The following is a 17,902-nucleotide window of genomic DNA, read 5'->3' as shown; positions in this document are numbered from 1 at the left end:
CCCAATTATTTAAGTAGTTCGGGCTTGTATACCCAATTATTATTTTCTATTTTTACTAACACACGAGATCTTTCATCAAGACCTGTGTGGTCGTCTTTTGTCATGTTGTACACACCTTGGGTACCAATCACCTCTTTCGAAGTTTCCATCGCATCTCGAAGTGCTACTCTAAATTCCTCGGTTCCAGGTTTTAATCCAGAATCGAGAACTTTTTTCATTGAAGTTTTGATGACTAAATCGGCATCAAACATATGTGCACCAAAAGTACTCATAGACCCTTGTCCGAATTTGTTTTCGTATAAGGTTTTGTACTCTTGGCTAATTTTTTTAGATGGATGAGAGTCTTCTAACTGATCACCCACTAAAACAGGACCTGCTGGCAATATCACGCCATCGCAAGCTTTTCCGCATACGCGAAGAAAATCGATATTAGCAGAACCATGAGTATGGTAAATCTGTCCCTTAAAACCACGGCTTTTTAATTCTCTTGTTGGCAATGCTCCTGGCGTTCCAGCCGTTGCAACTAAAACCGCATCAGGTTTCTTACCCACTATTTTGAGAACTTGTCCAGTTACACTGGTGTCATTTCTGGCATAACTTTCTTCAGCAACGATTTTTATTTCAGAGTCCTTAAGAACAATCTTAATTTGTTCTAGCCATCCTTGCCCGTAAGCATCAGCGAATCCAATTACGCCTAAAGTTTTGACTCCTTGCTTTTTCATAGCTGAAAGCAAAGCTGTAGCCATAGAGGCATCATTTGGAGATGTTTTAAAAGACCACTTTTTTGGACCTTCTACAGGAACAACTACAACATTATTCCCTACCATACTCACTAAGGGAGTCTTTGTTTCCGCAGCAACGTCAATCATAGCTAATGTTGGGGCTGTAATTGAACTTCCTATCATTGCGTCTATTTTGTTTTCGGAGATTAACTTACGCATATTGCGCACTGCAGTTGCAGTATCTCCAGTGTCATCGTACACAAAATACTCGACTGGAATACCGTTAAAATTTTTATCCAGTACTTCGACGGTGTTTTTCTCCGGTATCCCCAACGAAGCTGCAGGACCTGTGGCAGATACGGAAACACCGATGCGAATCTGCTGCTGAGCCCAAACTGCGCTAACTAAGGCCATCATAGGAACTGCGTTTAATGCAAATAATGCAAATCTTTTCATAATTAATCTCCGAAAATAAAATGAGAAAAAAAGATGGTTATAAAAATAAAGAGTACTAGATTTAATCTATACTCTTTATTTAGTATATTTATAAACCACTATTAGTCATTAGGGATATTACCTATTTATGAAAAAAATATTTTCTGACTTTCTTCCACTACTTTTATTTTTCATCGCTTTAAAAATTTATGACATTTACGTAGCTACTGCGGTAGCAATAGCTGCATCAATCGCACTAATTCTCTATCTTTACATTTCTAAAAAACCTATCGAAGCAATCCATTGGGTAAATCTCTCAATAATTGTCGTATTTGGTGGGGCTACAATTCTACTTCATGATGAAACATTTATTAAGTGGAAACCAACGGTTTTGACATGGTGTTTTGCTGGCATATTGTTAATTGGTTTGTTATTTAAGAAAAACTTTATAAGGTCATTAATGGGAAAGCAAATTTCTATGCCCAAACATGCATGGAATAAAATGGCTGTTGCATGGATATCATTTTTTGTGATCGTGGGCGTTGCCAACTTATATGTGGCTTTTTGGGGGGGATTTACGACTGATCAGTGGGCCAGCTTTAAGGTCTTTGGAATCACAATTCTTACATTTTTATTCGCAATTTCACAAAGTTTATGGCTTGGAAAATATATGACAGTTATTCAAAATGAGAAAAAATCGGATGAGCCCAAATTTTAAACAACACGAAGAACTGCTAAGAGAGAGGCTTTCAAAGCTGAAGCCTACAGAATTAAAAATTTTTAATGAATCTCATCTACATAAAGGGCATAACGCTTATAATAATGGATTAAGCCATTTTAGGGTTTTTATAGCAAGTCCAGTATTTGCTGGATTAAGTCGCGTCGAACAACAAAGGGTAGTTTTAGACGCAGTTAAGGATATAATTCCAAATCCTATTCACGCTTTAGCTATAAAGACTGAAGTTTCCATCTAACATTTGAATAAAGGAACTATTAATGAAAAAAATTTTACTGGTCGCATCTTTATTAGCTCTACCAGTTTACGCACAAAATGTAGCTACCGTTAACGGAGTGAACATTACAAACAAAGAGTTTGAAGAAATTACAAATGTTATCGCTAAGGGTAATAAACTTACTGAAGAGCAGAAAAAAGGCATTCTTGAAGATTTGGTGACTAGAGAAGTTTTAATTCAAGAAGCTAAAAAACAAAAGATTGATCAAGATCCAGCTGTAGCTAAACAAATCGAATTTAGTCGCGATCAAATTCTAACTACTGCTTTGCTTTCAAAATATATTGAAAAAAATCCAGTAAAAGAAGAAGATATCAAAAAACTTTACGACTCACAAATTAAAGCTCTAGGAAATATTAAACAGTACAACGTTCGTCATATCCTAGTCAAAGATGAAGCTCGTGCCAAAGAAATTTACGAACAATTAAACGAAAAGAAAATCGATTTTGCTGAAACAGCAAAAAAAGAATCTATTGACCACGGTACAGCTAGTGGTGGCGGTGTTTTAGGATGGCATCCTGCTAGTAATTTCGTACCTCAATTCGGTAAAGCTGTGGAAGAGGCGAAAATCGGCGTTCTAACTCAACCTGTTAAATCAGATTTTGGCTATCACTTAATTATGGTGGATGATGTGCGTCCAACTCCATTGCCATCTTATGAAGCGTCTAAACGTGAAATTGTTAGTGCACTATCTTTAGAGAAAGTGAACAAATACACTGAAGAGCTTAAAAAGAAAGCAAAAATCAAAACTAATCTTAAGTAATTTGCTTTGATTTAATTTTATGGCCCACAAGTTGGGCCATTATTTTTTTTGAAGTAAAGCCTTAAATTCGCTCTCTGTAAGAATTTTGGTACCTAGCTCCTGAGCCTTTTTAAGTTTACTATCACCGGGCTCTGAGCCAATTAATAAATAATCAGTTTTCTTTGAAACAGAAGAACTTATGCGTCCCCCTGCGGAGATTATTACTTGAGAAATTTCATCTCTTTTCCAACTCTCAAGTGTGCCTGTAACTACAAAGCTATGTCCAGCAATTGCAGGATTTATAGAAATATTCTCCTCTTCAGCTTTTAGTTCAAACCCAAGAGTCAATAAATTCTCTATAACTTCTCTATTGTGTGGCTCTTTAAAGAAGTTATGGATAGAGTCTGCCATAACTTCTCCAACATTTGGGACCTCAATTAATTTTGAAGTATCAGCTGTCATGATAGATTGCAGATCTCCAAAATGCTTAGCTAGATCCCTAGCTGTAGTTTCTCCAACATGACGAATTCCTAATGCAAAAAGAAAACGGCTTAGAGTAGTTGATTTACTAGATTGAATGCGTGCGTGCAGAGTTGGAGCTAAGACTTCTAATTTTGATTCCTCGGCATTACGGCCTAAAACATTTAAATCTGAGACGCTTAAACGATATAAATCATCTAAATGATTAATCTTTCCACTGCTGACTAATTTTTGAATATGCTTATCGCCTAAACCATCGATATTTAGGGCTTTTCTAGATACCGCATGAATTATGCTTTGTGTAACTTGCGCCGCACAAAATAGCCCGCCCGTGCAACGTGCAACTGCTTCACCTTCAGGCTTTTCTACAGCAGATCCGCATACTGGGCAGCTCGTAGGCATTATAAATTTGCGTGCATCTGCAGGCCGCAATTCTGGCAATGACTCCATTACCTCTGGGATTACATCTCCTGCCCTTCGCACAATAACTGTATCACCTATCATTAGGTTTTTGCGAGCAATTTCATCCTCATTATGAAGAGTAGCTTTTTGTACCGTTACCCCACCCACAAATACGGGCTCTAATTTTGCTACTGGTGTGAGAGCCCCAGTTCTGCCAACTTGAACTTCTATATCGAGAAGTTTTGTTTGCATTTGTTCGGCTGCGAATTTATGAGCAATGGCAAATCGAGGAGCCTTTGAGATATAGCCAATTTTTTCTTGAAGTGAGAAGTCGTTCACCTTATAGACCACTCCATCGATATCAAATGGCAATGCTTCCCTTTTCTCCTTCATAGTTTCAAAAAATCCAAGTAGCCCTTCCATTCCATAGACCACTTCTCTATGCTCTGTAACATTAAAACCAAGAGACAAAAAATAATCCAAAAGTTCACTCTGATTCTTAAAAATGCCCTTAGAATTAGAGGATTTAAACTCTCCTAAGCCATAAGCATAAAAACGTAGATTTCTTTTTGAGGTAACCTTAGGGTCAAGTTGCCGAAGACTTCCTGCGGCGGCATTTCTAGGGTTCGCAAAGGTTTGCACGCCCTGCTCTTTTTGAAATTTAACTAATTTCTCAAAATCGCGTTTGAACATTAAGGCCTCGCCCCTAACCTCAATGACCTCTGGCAATGTTCCCTCATTTGGTCTATTTAATTTTATAGGCACTGTACGGATAGTTTTTACTTGAGCCGTTACATCCTCTCCAGTTTGCCCATCGCCCCTTGTAGCCGCATACTTAAGCAAACCTTGTTCGTATCGCAAAGTAATGGCTAGACCATCAAATTTCGGTTCGCAATTAAATTCAATGTCTCTAGTGCCGCAGGCCTCAACCATGCGATTATAAAAAGCAGTCAGTTCTTCAGTGTTAAATACATTCCCCAAAGAAAGCATAGGAACAGTGTGACGCACTGAGTTAAATATTTTTAGTGCTTCACCGCCTACTCTTTGTGATGGAGAATCAGGAGTAACCCATTCTGGATGTAATGATTCATATTCGAGCAATCTTCTCATCAGACCGTCATACTCGGCATCAGAAATCTTAGGATTGTCTTCGATATAGTAAGCCCTATCGTGTTCAGCAATTTGGGTTTTAAGGGATTCGTAATCTGAAAAGTCCTCTTCAGACATATTAGTGATATACCCTTCTAGCACGCTCAGAACCAGCTGGGAAGCCATTTTGAGCTAATTCCTGATAAACCTGCAGTAGCTGCGAATCAATTTCTGGAATCACAGGATCGGTAGAAGTTAGCGGTTTATCGTTATCGTCTACTACACTTGCATCGAGTGCAGAAGCTAGTTTGAAAGCATGATCGCATAAATTTGAAAAAGGATTTTCAATTGGCTTACTATTTGGAACATCAATAATTAGTTCTACAAACTCAACTCCAGCGGATCTAACCTGAGTGCTATATTCACCATCGAGCAAAAGATGAAAAAGCACATTATTATTTTCGTCAAGCATGACATGCCCAAGACCATATTCGCTATAACCAAGTCTTTCAGCAATTTCTATAACAGCCTTAACGGGTTGCGGACCATTTAATATAAGCTTAACGCCAACTCTTGCATCTAGTTCCATGCATAAGAGATCGAATTCTTGAGCTTGTTTTAAAACTTGTTCTTTAGGTTTATATTCAACACTTCCGTCAAACGCATTCGCCACGTTATCCGCATATGAATAGGCTGCATCCCATTCTTCTGATGAAAGTGGACCACTACGATTAGCTAATACAACAGCAAGTTGCAATGAGCTATAAGATTCATCAGATTTTATAGAAGCTCTATGATAGTTATCGTGCGTCTGAGCAAAAAAACGAATAGGCTTACTAAAAACGAGTTTCATATCACGAATATGATGTAAAAGCTTATTTCCGTTTATAGCTTCAGGAAAATTTATATCAAATACCGCTTCACTTATATGATCTATAGATTCTGCATCATGCTCTTGACGAGAAGCCAAAATAGATTTGGATGAGACCGAGGATTCATCAACTACTGGATTGATGGAATTATGCAAGCCGAGATTATGATCTGGACCTAGTAAGGGATCCTGATCGGTATGTGGAAACTGCTCGCCGATGCGTTTTTCAATCTTTTTTTCCTGCCACCAGTTATAGACTAAAACTATTAGAACCGCAAAGGCTCCGAGCAATAGAATACCAATTTGCATATTAGACATATAATGTAAGCCTTGGTTTTTGAAATTAACTATCAACCAATTTTACAGCAGATTCAATATCTACAGCCACAATTCTTGATACGCCTTGTTCTTGCTGTGTTACACCAATTAACTGATGAGCCATTTGCATAGCAATTTTATTGTGAGAAATAAATATAAATTGAATATCTTTACTCATTTCAGATACAAGCTTGGCGTACCGTTCAGTATTCGCATCATCTAAAGGTGCATCAACTTCATCGAGCAAACAAAATGGCGCAGGGTTCAATTTAAATAAAGCAAATACCAAAGCTATTGCTGTCAATGCTTTCTCGCCCCCAGAAAGTAAATGAATTGAAGTATTTCTTTTTCCAGGAGGGTGAGCCATGACCTCGACTCCAGAGCTTAAAATCTCATCCCCTATCAATCGAAGTTTTGCCTCACCGCCACCAAATAGTTTCGGGAACATATCTGCAAAATGCTTGTTCGCTTCGTTAAAAGTGTTCGATAAAAGCTCGCTAGTCTCTTTATCGATTTTATATATTGCATCTTCTAATGTGACAATGGCCTCCTCTAAGTCATCTATTTGTTTTACAAGAAACAGCTTTCTCTCATTGGCTTGTTCTAATTCCTCAAGAGCCGCTAAATTGACGGCACCCATAGCTTCAACTTGTCTGTGCCTATTGGCAATTTGAGACTGTAACCACGTGACTTTTGACCACTCTGAAGGCAGCTCAACTAACTCGTCTTTTATGTGAGCTCTAGAGATTTGAGCCTCATTTAATTTTTCAGAATATTGTTCTGCTTGAATGCGTGCCGCCTGCTCATCGAGTTGAAGCTTAGTAATTGCATCCCTCAATGGATCAATATTATGCGAAATTGTGAGACGATTCTCGTCAATTTTCTTAAGTTCAAATGCAACATTATCTAGAGAAATTTTTATATCGTTTAATGCCTGTGATTTAGCTTCTCTTAAATTTAAAGCCTCTTGCAATGCAGTATTACATGCCGCTTCATCAAAACCTAACAAATCATTATTTAATCTCTCTTGTTCAAGAGTTAAAGTTTCAATTTGCTTGGTGGCAATGCCCTTGTTTCTCTCCAGCTCACTTTTTCTTGAACCGAGCGATTCAAATAAAAGTTTAGCCTCTCGAATATCAGCCCTTATGGACTGCACTTTATTGAGTAATGCATTGTAATTATCGTATTTTTGAGCACTCTCATTTTGAAGTTCTCTAAACTTATCTTTATAAACCTTAAGATTTGCTTCTTCTGTATGCAAATCTTCTTCAAAGCCTACAATTGCTTTTTCTACTTCATTTAATTGAGTTTTTGTCTCAGCAAGGTCTTTATCTAGTCTTTCGCTTAAAACTAATGCTTGCTCGAGTTTACTTTTCTGACGGTTCTGCTCAATTTCTAAATTATGAATTTGTTTAGTAATGTTTGATAAATTAACTCGTGAAGTTTCTAGCTGTTGTTGTAAACGATTAGATTCACTTATTAAATTATTTAATTTTTCATTTGATTCATTTGATTGAAGTTTCTGAGCCTTAGTTAATTTTTCGAGATTTTCTATCTCCTGCTGTCTAGCAAGAATTCCAGCCTGTTCATTCTCGGGTGCATATAATAAAACTCCCGTCTCATCGATAATATGGCCTTCTTTGCTTACAAAACATTCACCAGCTTTTAATGTCTGAATTTTCGCATCCAGCCCTTCAAGATTCTCTAATACAAAAATGCCGCCAAGCCACTTATGCAAAGAATTTTTTAAGTCTTGATCATGAACCTTAAGCTTTGAGAATAGAGAATTAAAGTCTGAACTTTGTGGCTCTATAAACTGAGTTATTTTCTTAAAAAAACTGAATCGAGCAGGCGGCTTAGAAGATAGAAATTCTTTGATATCTAGAATATTTTGTATTTCAACACCCATCAATCTCTCTCTTAGTACAGATTCAAGGGCTACCTCCCACCCAGGTTCAATATGTACTTGCTGCCATAAACGCTTTGAACTTGATAAATCATGTTTTTTAAGCCAAGCTTCTAAAGCACCTTTAGATTGAATTTCATTTTGTAAATTCTGAAGAGCTGTAAGTTTTGCATTGCTTTGAGAATAATTTTTTAAATCCTCATCCGCAATTTCTCTAGCTTTATTTAAAGCCTTCGAAGTTACACCCAAGGATTCTTCTAATTTAAAGAATTCTTCTTCATGAACCGCTTGTTTATCTGTCAATGATGTCATTTGTTTAACAAGCATCTCAGTACCATCAGTCTTGGGGATATCAATCGAGCTCTTTTCCTTGTTAAGTGACTCCATTTTGGATGAAAGTCTAGATTTATTTCTTTCGTAATCCTGAACTTTCTGTCTAAGTAGTGCGATGGCTTGTTCTAATTTACCTATTTCAGACCTTCTTTCATCTTTTTGTCTTGATGATTGGTGGGCAATGCTCTCGAGTTCAGGCAGCCCCTTAGATAATTCAATTTCTTGAGTTTTCAAATCATCAAGTAAATTTTTCTTTGAAGCTATATCTACGTCATTTTTAGATAATTCTTCATCCAAAAATTTTATCTGGTCCTTCCATTGAAGCAGTTTTTCCGACAGTTGCTTATTCTGTTCATTAAGTCTTGTTTTTGCATCTGATAAATGCTTGCTTTCAGACTCTAATTTAATAACTGAATTATTTGTCTCATAGAATCCTGCTTGAGCATCCCTCATACTGTCACTAACTGATTGATAGGCTTGTCGTTTATTTTCTACTTCAAGCTCAGCAGTTTTTAACTCAGCCATAAGCTTTTCTAATTCGGTTGTACTAGAGGCTAGTTTTTCTTTTATTGATATTTGATCTTTTAGTGCAGAAGCTTCTTTTAAATACCAGAATACGTGCTCCATTTTCTGAGCTTCTGAAACTAAGGTGTTATATTTAGAGGCCTCTTCAGACTGAACATTAAGTTTTTCAATCTGCTTATCGAGTTCCGATTCAATATCATTTACCCTTTGCAGATTTTCTTGGGTATCAGATAGGCGATTTTCCGTCTCTCTTCTACGCTCTTTATAACGGGAAACTCCTGCAACTTCCTCCAAATAAACTCGCATCTCCTCAGGTTTAGCTTCGATTATGCGATTAATCATGCCCTGACCAATAATTGCATACCCTCGTGAACCAAGACCTGTCCCTAGAAATACGTCATAAACGTCTTTACGCCTAACACTTTGGTTATTTATGTAGTAGCTACTGCTACCTTCTCTAGTTAATACGCGCTTAATAGAGATTTCAGTATATGAACTCCATTGACCCTGTAGACGACCCTCTGAATTATCAAACACTAACTCTACAGAACATCTACCAGCTGGCTTACGGTTAGTAGACCCATTAAAAATAACGTCTTGCATGGATTCACCACGCAATTCAGAGGCTTTACTTTCCCCAAGGACCCATCTTACTGCATCGATAATATTGGATTTACCGCATCCATTTGGACCAACTATACCTACCAAATTACTAGGGATGGCAATGTCTATGGTTTCAACAAATGATTTAAATCCTGAAAGTTTTATATGTGTTAATCTCACGTGTCAAATGATTTCTAATTGTTATTAATGGAATTTTACTTAAAAAAAGGCAATTAAAACTTCTATAATAATTTGCATTCGAATCCCGTAGGTATATTTTTGTGAGAAAAGGCTTTTACACCCTTTTAATAGCTCAAGCATTATCATCTCTAGCAGATAATGCTCTGTTTATCGCTGCTATTGAATTATTACACCAAATTTCAGGTCCTCAGTGGCTAGACTCAGCTCTTAAATGGTTTTTTGCTGCCGCCTACGTTGTTTTGGCTGCTCATATAGGTGCCATTGCTGATACGTACCCAAAGGGTCGTGTAATGTTTGTCACTAATGGTATAAAAATTATAGGATGTATGATGATGTTTGCTGTTGGATTCTTGAATTCAGACTCAGAGCTTCTACAGCCTATTATGATCACTTTAGCTTATGGCCTAGTCGGTGTAGGTGCCGCTGCATATTCTCCTGCTAAATACGGTCTGGTAACTGAATTACTACATCCAAAATTTCTAGTTCGCGGAAATAGCTGGATGGAAGGGTTAACAGTTATTTCAATTATTTTAGGATTTATGCTTGGTGGCTTTTTAATCAATCATAAATTTGTCAACTGGGTACTTAGTTTTGGAATTTTTGAGTCCTTTAAAGATTATCCAGCCATGATAGCCATTCTTTTCATAGGGCTAATTTATATATCTGCTTCTATATGTAATCTATTTATTCCTCGCACAAAATATATTTATCCGAAACAGCCTAAAAATCCAATCACATTAATCAAAGTATTTTCTAATTATGTGGCTATATTATGGAAGGATAAAGTTGGTCAGGTTTCCATGGCAGTTACAACTTTATTTTGGGGTGCAGGTGCCGTAGTTCAGCTTGTCGTTTTGAAATGGGGGCAGGATCATCTAGGGTTTGATGTATCGGAATCTGCTTTCCTTATGGGTATAGCCGCTATAGGAACCGTGGTTGGTGCAGTTATTGCTGGACGAGTACCTCTTAAAAAAGCTTTTAATGTCCTTCCTGTCGGTGTATTGATGGGATTAGTGACTATATTACTAATCTTTGTTAAACAAATGTGGGCGGTATATATAGTTCTAATTTTTATTGGGGGTTTATCAGGATTTTTTGTTGTACCAATGAATGCGATATTGCAACATAGAGGTCATGTATTACTCTCTGCTGGACATTCAATTGCAGTTCAAAATTTTAATGAGCAATTAAATATTCTGCTCTTTGTAGCATTATATGGATGGTTAGTACATTCTGGATTACATATCAATAAAATCATAGTTATCTTTGGCTTGACTGTGTCAGCGTTAATGTATCTGCTTATTCTTTTATATAAAAGTAATAAAAACAAATATCCCGAGGCATTTGCTGAAATTGGCTCTAGAAGCCACGGAAAGCTAGCCCACAAAGGACACTAATTCGAATCTAAGAGTGCAGTAATATTTCAATCTTATTCAAATCTCTCCAAACATTTGCTTTTAGATTTGAATTCTCAATTACAACTCTAGGATTGAAACTGCAGATAAGTGGAATAGATTTATTATTTATGGTGAGTTCAAAAGTTACCTGATTATGTGTAACCTTTTGAGCTCCTGTGAGAATTGCAAGAAGTGATGTATCAAAGCACCATAAAACCTTAGGGTTTATTAACTCTATCTCTCTTTTAAAGACTTCAAAAAGCAGATTATTCTGATCTTTTGATAGGAAATTTGGATTATCTGTTTTATAGAATGATGATATGTAAACTTGCTCCTTTTTAATACCTAGTTGAGCAATCATATTATCTAATAGCTCTCCAGGTTCACCGTTAAATTGAGTACTAACTATTACATCTTCTAAATTAGGACTTTCTTCAAAAATCATTAAACGAAAATCCTCAGAACCATTCCACTCCCTCATCACTAATGTATCTGTATCAATAGGAACATTCCATTTACGATACGTATCTAAATACCAAGTCTTTAAATCGGTAAAGCCTTTAATTTTCAAAATGTTTATATCAATAACTGATGGTTCAGTAGATATGGAAATATCATCGATTGATGGAATATCCTTAGCAGCAAAAACTTTTTTGCTTAATGATGAATCTTCAGTTTTGACTAAATCACTAGGCCTAACTTTACTTTCTTCAAATTTTTTAGAGTCGCTAATTAATGAGGATTTAAATTTTTCTCCCCACAACCCCTCTACTCCTAGCTGTTTAAGCCATTGAATTTGATTATGGCTAAATTTTCTTTGCATAAACTAAACCATCTTCTTTATTGCCTGAAGGCATATCGTAATATCCCTTTCTAACACCAATTTTTTCATATCCAAATTTTTCATATAAATTTATTGCAGAATGATTTGAAACACGAACCTCTAATATTTGTTGATAATCATCCAAATTATTCTGAATTTTTTTATCTCTTGCTAATAAATGCATCAACTCAATAAGAAGTTTCGCATATCCCTTATTTCTAAACTCTTCGAGTATTCCTATAGTCATAAGATGAGACTCAGTCTCATATAAAAGTTGAACAGCTGTACCTATTAATTCACCGTTTTTAAGTAACATTAAATTTATATAGTTATTATCATAATATGCATAAGAAAATGAGTCACGACTCCAAGGTGTAGCATGAACTTTCCTATCTAATTGATAGACTCTATCAACATCTTCTAAGTCCATAAGTTCAACATTCAGCCCTTCATTTCTAAATTTTTTTGCTAAATCTATATAGTCAATTAGATCTTCAGGAATTTCTGGTGGAGAACTTTTAGGATTACCCCCAAATCCACTCTTTCTCTCTAAACTAGTAAATGCCACCTTTTTTCTCAAATAAAGCGGTAGTGGTACCGATGCCGACTCTCCATCTGCCCTATCAATCCCCATTTTATTTCTAGGAAAATATCTACCCACTGAGTTATACATTTCGTCTACAAAATGTGCAATAAAAAAAGCTCTTGGTCTATAGGATAAATATTTGTGATGGGGGAAAAACTTTTTTACATTACCCGCAAAAATAAATGGTTGTTCTTGATAGCAATTTTTAATATCAAGATTGGATTGTTTATCAGTCTTTTCAATCTTTTTTTCATTTGATTGCTTTTCATTAAATGACTTTACTGTATGCCCATATTTAAGATAAAGTCCATCATAGATTGCTTCCAAGTATGGAATAACATCGTCTTTGTGCACGAGTAAAGGATCAATTACTTCGTATAAAACTCTATTTTTACTGTAATAGAATCCTCCAAGATAAACTTCATCCATGCGAGCATCAAAAGCAAGGAAAACCAATTTATCTTCTACATCCCGTATGTGAGATACAGTGGACTCAAAAATATTTACACCGTATATCGGAATATTAAGACCTTGTGCGATTCCTTGAGCGATTCCAGCACTTACACGGCATCCAGTAAATGAACCAGGACCTTGAGAAAAAACTACCCCCTCAATCTGGGATTTTTCTATCTTAGCCTCTTCTAAGAGGGCTTCTAATATAGGTATTAAAGCTTCCGCTATATTTACATTACGATTTAAAGTAACAGAATGAGTCAAAAACGTATCTTTATACAAACATATAGATGCAAGAGGGGCTGAATTTTCAATTGCTAACAAAATCATATTAAAATAGTCAAACTTTTTTTAGTAAATTATTTATATCCTTCATCTATTCTACAAAGGGTAATTGCATGCAGGCAAATGTCCCATCATCAAAAAAAATTCTTGTGGTCGATGATGACCCAAGACTTAGAGAACTATTAAAAAAATACCTATCCGAGCAGGGTTACACTGTAACTACTGTGGAAGATGGAAAAGAAATGTCTAAAGCTTGTCAAAGGGAAAATTTTAACCTCATTGTTTTAGATATTATGCTTCCTGGAGAAGACGGACTATCAATTTGTAGACGTCTTAGAGCAACAAACGATATAACTCCAATCATAATGCTCACTGCGAAATCCGAAGACATAGATAGAATTATTGGTCTTGAGATGGGGGCAGATGATTATATTGTTAAACCGTTTAATCCGAGAGAACTATTAGCTCGTATTAATGCGGTTTTAAGGAGGAATGTTGTAGAACATGAACATCCAGGAGCTCCTTCAACAGAAGATTTAGTTGTGACCTTCGGTCCATTTAAGCTAAATCTCTCTACAAGAACTCTTACAAAAAATGACGAGAACGTCCCGATGACTACAGGTGAATTTGCTATTTTAAAAGTATTTGCACGTCATCCTCGCGAACCACTTTCACGTTATAAATTAATGGAGTTAGCTAGAGGAAAAGAATATGAGAATTTTGACAGAAGTCTTGATGTTCAAATTTCTCGTGTTCGCAAATTAATCGAAGTTAACCCTTCGTACCCTCAGTACATTCAAACTGTTTGGGGTCTCGGGTATGTATTCGTTCCTGATCCCGAAAATGGTTTCAAATAATGCCTCATGAAATAGAACAAGGCTCTCACAAAAGTGGATTTAGATTTTCTTTTGGGTTTTCAACAAGAGCCTTCCTATTTCTCTTCCTATCAGCTCTAATTTCGCTCATTATATGGCTTCTTGCTGTTTTATATGGGCAGCAAAATCATAAAGCACTAATCGTAAGTAATCGAATAATAAGCACCTACAACCTATCGGCTAAAGCACTTAAGTACATAAGTCCAGAGTTACAAAGTGAGTTTATAGATAGATTTAATAGATTAGGTGACACAGAAATTCACGAACGATTCCCTAACGATGAAGTGACTCCTGCCTATAGGACTAGAATGTGGAGACTTATAAAAGAGAATTTGGAAGAAATCATTGAAGAAGAAAACATAACCATTGCCTCCGCAGTTAATGGAGAAAAGGGGCTATGGGTAAGTATGAGTATTCCGATAAAAGGTCAGATGCACCACTATTGGATATTTGTAGAAACGCTTGTGTTCTCAAATGATATTCTTTCTAACTGGTTTCTGTGGTTTGTCACAGCCCTACTAATTTCGGCTATAGGGGCATATTTACATACAAAAATTTTTCTTAAACCACTTAAAGAAATTTTAAATATTTTCAAAATTCTTAAGAAAAATAAAACCCCTCCTAAGCTTGATACAAGTCATGGATCGCCTGAAGTGATAGATGTTTATCGAACAATTAATGAGACACTCGATCACTTAAATAACATAAATAAAGATAGAGAAATTATGTTAAAGGGGCTCTCACATGACATTCGCACCCCTCTTTCAAGAATTCGTTTGGAAGTAGAGATGGCTAAAATAGACGAAGCTACAAAAAACAATATAGATACAGACTTAAAGCAAATCGATCATATCATGCATCAGATTCATGAGTTTTCGCAGACGGCACCTGCTGATCAGATTTCTCCATTGAATGTAACTGATGCTGTGAAGATGTATTGTCAGGCTGAGGAAGTGCGTATAAACACATTTGGAGCGAAGTTTATATATGATGTAGAACCTAATCTATATGCCCGAATATCGCTTCTTGATTTAAATCGTATCTTAAGTAATTTAGTTGGCAATGCTCTTAAATACGGCAAATCCAATGATAGAACCCTCGAAATTAATCTCAAGTGTTACGGAAGGGTCCATGATATTTTTATTGATATTAAAGATAATGGGCCTGGCTTTGATCTCGAAGAACTCCCACGACTTATGAAACCATTTGTACGTGGCGAGCCAGCACGTACTGGAGTTGAGGGTTCAGGACTAGGTTTGCCTATAGTTGATAAATTAACGAAATCTATAGACGGTAAATTCAAAATTCTTAAAAATTATCCTAATGGCATACTTTGTAGAGTTATCTTGAAGAGGTATGATGGAAAAAACATTAAATAAATTTTTTATATTAATTTTGTATTTTTAATAAAATTTTTATATAATGATAAATATGCTAATATTTTATTGACCATACCAATCCATTTTTATTAAAGGAGATTTTTATGAAGACAGTTGGTGATAAATTAGACCCTTTCAAAGTAATGGGTGTAAAACCTGGTTTTAATAATCCAGATGAAGACGGCGTTTCTGCTTTCGAAGAAATCACAGAAAGTTCATTTCCAGGCAAATGGAAAGTAATCTATTTTTATCCAAAGGATTTCACATTCGTTTGCCCTACAGAGATTGTTGGCTATAACAACTTAGCTAAAGATTTTGAAGATCGCGATGCTGTTCTAATGGGCGGTTCTGTGGATAATGAATTCGTTAAGCTTGCTTGGCGTCGTGACCACAGCGACTTAAGCAAACTAGGTCACTACTCATTTTCTGACACAACAGGCTCTTTACTTGATCAGCTTGGCGTCCGCGAGAAAAATGCTGGTGTTGCTCTTCGTGCAACTTTTATTGTTGACCCAGATAACGTTATTCAACACGTTACAGTTAACAACTTAAATGTTGGTCGTAGCCCAGAAGAAACACTACGTATTCTCGATGCTCTTCAAACTGAAGAACTATGCGGATGTAACCGTGCAGCAGGCGGTGCAACATTATCTTAATTTAAGATACTAAGAGCCCGACCCAAAAGTCGGGCTTTTTTAAAGGAAGTCAGTATGGAATTTTTAACTACTTTAAAGGACAAAATCCCAGATTGGGCAAAAGATGTTCGCTTAAATATCGATGGAACAATGGCTCGTTCAAGCCTATCACCAGTAGAGGTTCAAGGTGTTGCTGTTTCAGCTGCATATGCTTTGAAAAATAGATATTTGGTTGAGACATTCAAAGAAGGTTTAGAGGAAAGTGAACTTAATGGTGTACTTACCTCTGCATCCCTAATGGGTATGAACAACACATATTATCCATTTGCTCATCTAAATGACGAGCTTGCAAATTTACCAGCTAAATTACGCATGAACGCTTACGCAAATAGCGGTGGCATCGAAAAAGGCCACTTCGAAATTTATGGTTTGGCTGCTTCAATAATCGGTAAATGCGACCACTGCATTAAAGCTCATATTAATGGAGCTAAAGAAGCAGGATACACTACTGAACAAATTCAGGATATCGGCCGCATAACAGCAGTGGTAAATGCTATTGCTGGAGTACTTGCTATAACACAAGCAGACTAATTACCCTACAAGTGGGCTAGTAGCACGCATACGTTTGCTGCTATGCCCTCTTTCCGTCCTAAATATCCCAAGCCCTCATTTGTCTTCGCTTTCACATTAATCTGAGATATCTCTATCTTCAGGTCTTCGGCAATATTTTCGGCCATAGCTGCGATATGAGGACGCATTTTTGGAGTTTGAGCATGTATCGTTGAGTCGATATTAATAACCCTCCAACCAGCAGAAACGACTCTCGAGTAGGCCTCTTTTAAAAGCTTACGACTGTCCGCATCCTTAAATTGTGGGTCAGTGTCAGGAAACAATGTTCCAATGTCACCTAATGCAGCTGCTCCAAGCAGTGCATCAGTCAATGCATGTAGCAGGACATCCGCATCAGAATGACCCAAAAGACCATGCGTATGAGGAATAGTCACACCCCCAATGATTAATGGACGACCCTCAACTAATGCATGCACATCAAAACCTTGCCCAATTCGTATTGAATTTATCATCTCATCCCCTTCCCTTTGGCAATGATTAGGTGTTCCATCATCTCAAAATCTTCCGGCCATGTCACTTTAAAATTAAGTCTACTGCCTTTCACCAACTGCACAGCACCACCTGAAGCCTCAATGGCCGATGCCTCATCCGTCACAAGTGAAGAATGCGTATGCAATGCATCTCTCAGTTCCTTAGCCTTAAACATCTGTGGAGTCTGAGCTTGCCATAAATTTTTCCGATCTACAGTTGAGGCTACAAGGGACACATCCTCTTGCGATAACTTTATCGTATCGCCTACTGGATAAGCCAAAATCCCACCAATTCCTGTATCAAGACAAGTATCTATAAGCCTCTGCAAATCCTCATCTTGCAATCCAGGCCTAGCGGCATCATGAACTAGAACCCAGTCACTATCATTAAAATCTATAGCCTCAAGTGTATTTAAGACAGTATCAGCCCTGTTGGGCCCACCCGTTCTATATAGGTGGCAATGCTCAGGCAACTCTAATTCTTCTGCCCATTCATCACTCTCTGCTACACCTATATGAATACTTTTGATTAATCGATTTGCATGTAATGTGGCTATAGAATGCATTATCATGGGTAAACTAGCAAGCATCTGATATTGCTTTGGAATGTTTTCTCCAATGGTGGTAGAAGTAGGATTTTTAATGGCTCTAAGACCAACACCACCAGCAGGAATAATAGCAAAAACAGCCATAATTCTATGTGTAGTTATAAATAATCCATAATTATACTAA

Annotated in this window: 16 protein-coding genes; 8 read left to right on the top strand and 8 right to left on the bottom strand. The window is 36.7% G+C overall.

Going from position 1 to position 17,902, the window contains the following annotated elements; all coding sequences use genetic code 11:
* Window positions 1-5: 5 nt before the first annotated feature.
* Window positions 6-1,178 carry an ABC transporter substrate-binding protein gene (locus TASI_RS02505; protein ID WP_014111187.1) on the bottom strand — a complete coding sequence of 391 codons (1,173 nt, stop codon included), beginning with the start codon at window positions 1,176-1,178 and terminating at the stop codon, window positions 6-8.
* Between the two features lie 127 nt (window positions 1,179-1,305).
* Here TASI_RS02505 and TASI_RS02500 point away from each other — a divergent pair, with 127 nt between their 5' ends.
* Genes TASI_RS02500 through TASI_RS02490 form a run of 3 tightly spaced genes read left to right on the top strand, consistent with a single transcriptional unit; the run spans window position 1,306 to window position 2,930 of the window.
* Complete coding sequence (locus TASI_RS02500) at window positions 1,306-1,875, top strand: septation protein A (protein ID WP_014111186.1); 570 nt, start codon at window positions 1,306-1,308, stop codon at window positions 1,873-1,875.
* On the top strand, window positions 1,859-2,131 hold the full coding sequence (locus TASI_RS02495; protein ID WP_014111185.1) for a BolA family protein: 273 nt from the start codon (window positions 1,859-1,861) through the stop codon (window positions 2,129-2,131). Before TASI_RS02500 ends, TASI_RS02495 begins: the two co-directional genes overlap by 17 nt.
* Before the next feature lie 22 nt (window positions 2,132-2,153).
* Window positions 2,154-2,930: a peptidylprolyl isomerase gene (locus tag TASI_RS02490; protein ID WP_014111184.1), complete on the top strand. Its 777-nt coding sequence runs from the start codon at window positions 2,154-2,156 to the stop codon at window positions 2,928-2,930.
* Between the two features lie 39 nt (window positions 2,931-2,969).
* Here the strand turns inward: TASI_RS02490 and ligA are convergent, their stop codons facing one another.
* The 3 genes from ligA to smc are packed head-to-tail and all read right to left on the bottom strand — an operon-like array spanning window position 2,970 to window position 9,616.
* Window positions 2,970-5,018 (bottom strand): NAD-dependent DNA ligase LigA, encoded by a 2,049-nt coding sequence (gene ligA / locus TASI_RS02485; RefSeq protein ID WP_014111183.1) that lies wholly within the window; start codon window positions 5,016-5,018, stop codon window positions 2,970-2,972.
* A 1-nt stretch (window position 5,019) separates the two neighbouring features.
* Window positions 5,020-6,069 (bottom strand): cell division protein ZipA C-terminal FtsZ-binding domain-containing protein, encoded by a 1,050-nt coding sequence (locus TASI_RS02480; protein ID WP_014111182.1) that lies wholly within the window; start codon window positions 6,067-6,069, stop codon window positions 5,020-5,022.
* A 25-nt stretch (window positions 6,070-6,094) separates the two neighbouring features.
* Window positions 6,095-9,616 (bottom strand): chromosome segregation protein SMC, encoded by a 3,522-nt coding sequence (smc, locus tag TASI_RS02475; protein WP_014111181.1) that lies wholly within the window; start codon window positions 9,614-9,616, stop codon window positions 6,095-6,097.
* Between the two features lie 101 nt (window positions 9,617-9,717).
* On the opposite strand from smc, the gene lplT reads away from it, so the two are divergent.
* Window positions 9,718-11,034 carry a lysophospholipid transporter LplT gene (gene lplT / locus TASI_RS02470; protein WP_014111180.1) on the top strand — a complete coding sequence of 439 codons (1,317 nt, stop codon included), beginning with the start codon at window positions 9,718-9,720 and terminating at the stop codon, window positions 11,032-11,034.
* A gap of 7 nt (window positions 11,035-11,041) precedes the next feature.
* On the opposite strand, the gene TASI_RS02465 is transcribed toward lplT, so the two are convergent.
* Window positions 11,042-11,857 (bottom strand): uracil-DNA glycosylase family protein, encoded by an 816-nt coding sequence (locus TASI_RS02465; protein WP_014111179.1) that lies wholly within the window; start codon window positions 11,855-11,857, stop codon window positions 11,042-11,044.
* Window positions 11,841-13,226: a bifunctional tRNA (adenosine(37)-N6)-threonylcarbamoyltransferase complex dimerization subunit type 1 TsaB/ribosomal protein alanine acetyltransferase RimI gene (locus TASI_RS02460; RefSeq protein ID WP_014111178.1), complete on the bottom strand. Its 1,386-nt coding sequence runs from the start codon at window positions 13,224-13,226 to the stop codon at window positions 11,841-11,843. The genes TASI_RS02465 and TASI_RS02460 overlap by 17 nt, the downstream gene beginning before the upstream one ends.
* Window positions 13,227-13,294: 68 nt before the next feature.
* On the opposite strand from TASI_RS02460, the gene ompR reads away from it, so the two are divergent.
* From ompR to TASI_RS02440, 4 genes are all read left to right on the top strand, one after another.
* Window positions 13,295-14,038 (top strand): osmolarity response regulator transcription factor OmpR, encoded by a 744-nt coding sequence (gene ompR, locus TASI_RS02455; RefSeq protein ID WP_014111177.1) that lies wholly within the window; start codon window positions 13,295-13,297, stop codon window positions 14,036-14,038.
* Entirely contained in the window at window positions 14,038-15,435 is a 1,398-nt protein-coding gene (locus TASI_RS02450; RefSeq protein WP_044977979.1) for an ATP-binding protein, read from the top strand. Before ompR ends, TASI_RS02450 begins: the two co-directional genes overlap by 1 nt.
* 104 nt (window positions 15,436-15,539) lie before the next feature.
* The gene (locus tag TASI_RS02445) at window positions 15,540-16,091 is read left to right on the top strand and encodes a peroxiredoxin (protein WP_014111175.1); all 552 of its coding nucleotides are present in this window, start codon (window positions 15,540-15,542) and stop codon (window positions 16,089-16,091) included.
* A gap of 54 nt (window positions 16,092-16,145) precedes the next feature.
* Window positions 16,146-16,661, top strand: coding sequence for a carboxymuconolactone decarboxylase family protein (locus TASI_RS02440; RefSeq protein ID WP_014111174.1), 516 nt, complete (start codon window positions 16,146-16,148; stop codon window positions 16,659-16,661).
* A gap of 5 nt (window positions 16,662-16,666) precedes the next feature.
* Here the strand turns inward: TASI_RS02440 and ispF are convergent, their stop codons facing one another.
* A complete protein-coding gene (ispF, locus tag TASI_RS02435) occupies window positions 16,667-17,152 on the bottom strand; it encodes a 2-C-methyl-D-erythritol 2,4-cyclodiphosphate synthase (protein WP_014111173.1) in 486 nt (161 codons plus the stop codon).
* A complete protein-coding gene (ispD, locus tag TASI_RS02430; protein ID WP_014111172.1) occupies window positions 17,149-17,862 on the bottom strand; it encodes a 2-C-methyl-D-erythritol 4-phosphate cytidylyltransferase in 714 nt (237 codons plus the stop codon). Before ispD ends, ispF begins: the two co-directional genes overlap by 4 nt.
* Between the last annotated feature and the right edge of the window lie 40 nt (window positions 17,863-17,902).

The organism is Taylorella asinigenitalis MCE3, from assembly GCF_000226625.1.
GTDB classification, from domain to species: Bacteria; Pseudomonadota; Gammaproteobacteria; order Burkholderiales; family Burkholderiaceae_B; genus Taylorella; species Taylorella asinigenitalis.
The sequence above is the reverse complement of the archived record's forward strand: the minus strand, read 5'-3'. Positions and strand labels throughout refer to the sequence as shown.

Coding starts and splice junctions, on each gene's coding strand:
- TASI_RS02445 (WP_014111175.1), top strand. CDS start 15,540: ATGAAGACAGTTGGTGATAAATTAGACCCTTTCAAAGTAATGGGTGTA.
- TASI_RS02460 (WP_014111178.1), bottom strand. CDS start 13,226: ATGATTTTGTTAGCAATTGAAAATTCAGCCCCTCTTGCATCTATATGT.
- ligA (WP_014111183.1), bottom strand. CDS start 5,018: ATGTCTGAAGAGGACTTTTCAGATTACGAATCCCTTAAAACCCAAATT.
- TASI_RS02440 (WP_014111174.1), top strand. CDS start 16,146: ATGGAATTTTTAACTACTTTAAAGGACAAAATCCCAGATTGGGCAAAA.
- TASI_RS02505 (WP_014111187.1), bottom strand. CDS start 1,178: ATGAAAAGATTTGCATTATTTGCATTAAACGCAGTTCCTATGATGGCC.
- ispF (WP_014111173.1), bottom strand. CDS start 17,152: ATGATAAATTCAATACGAATTGGGCAAGGTTTTGATGTGCATGCATTA.
- ispD (WP_014111172.1), bottom strand. CDS start 17,862: ATGGCTGTTTTTGCTATTATTCCTGCTGGTGGTGTTGGTCTTAGAGCC.
- TASI_RS02450 (WP_044977979.1), top strand. CDS start 14,038: ATGCCTCATGAAATAGAACAAGGCTCTCACAAAAGTGGATTTAGATTT.
- TASI_RS02500 (WP_014111186.1), top strand. CDS start 1,306: ATGAAAAAAATATTTTCTGACTTTCTTCCACTACTTTTATTTTTCATC.
- TASI_RS02480 (WP_014111182.1), bottom strand. CDS start 6,069: ATGTCTAATATGCAAATTGGTATTCTATTGCTCGGAGCCTTTGCGGTT.
- TASI_RS02495 (WP_014111185.1), top strand. CDS start 1,859: ATGAGCCCAAATTTTAAACAACACGAAGAACTGCTAAGAGAGAGGCTT.
- TASI_RS02465 (WP_014111179.1), bottom strand. CDS start 11,857: ATGCAAAGAAAATTTAGCCATAATCAAATTCAATGGCTTAAACAGCTA.
- ompR (WP_014111177.1), top strand. CDS start 13,295: ATGCAGGCAAATGTCCCATCATCAAAAAAAATTCTTGTGGTCGATGAT.
- TASI_RS02490 (WP_014111184.1), top strand. CDS start 2,154: ATGAAAAAAATTTTACTGGTCGCATCTTTATTAGCTCTACCAGTTTAC.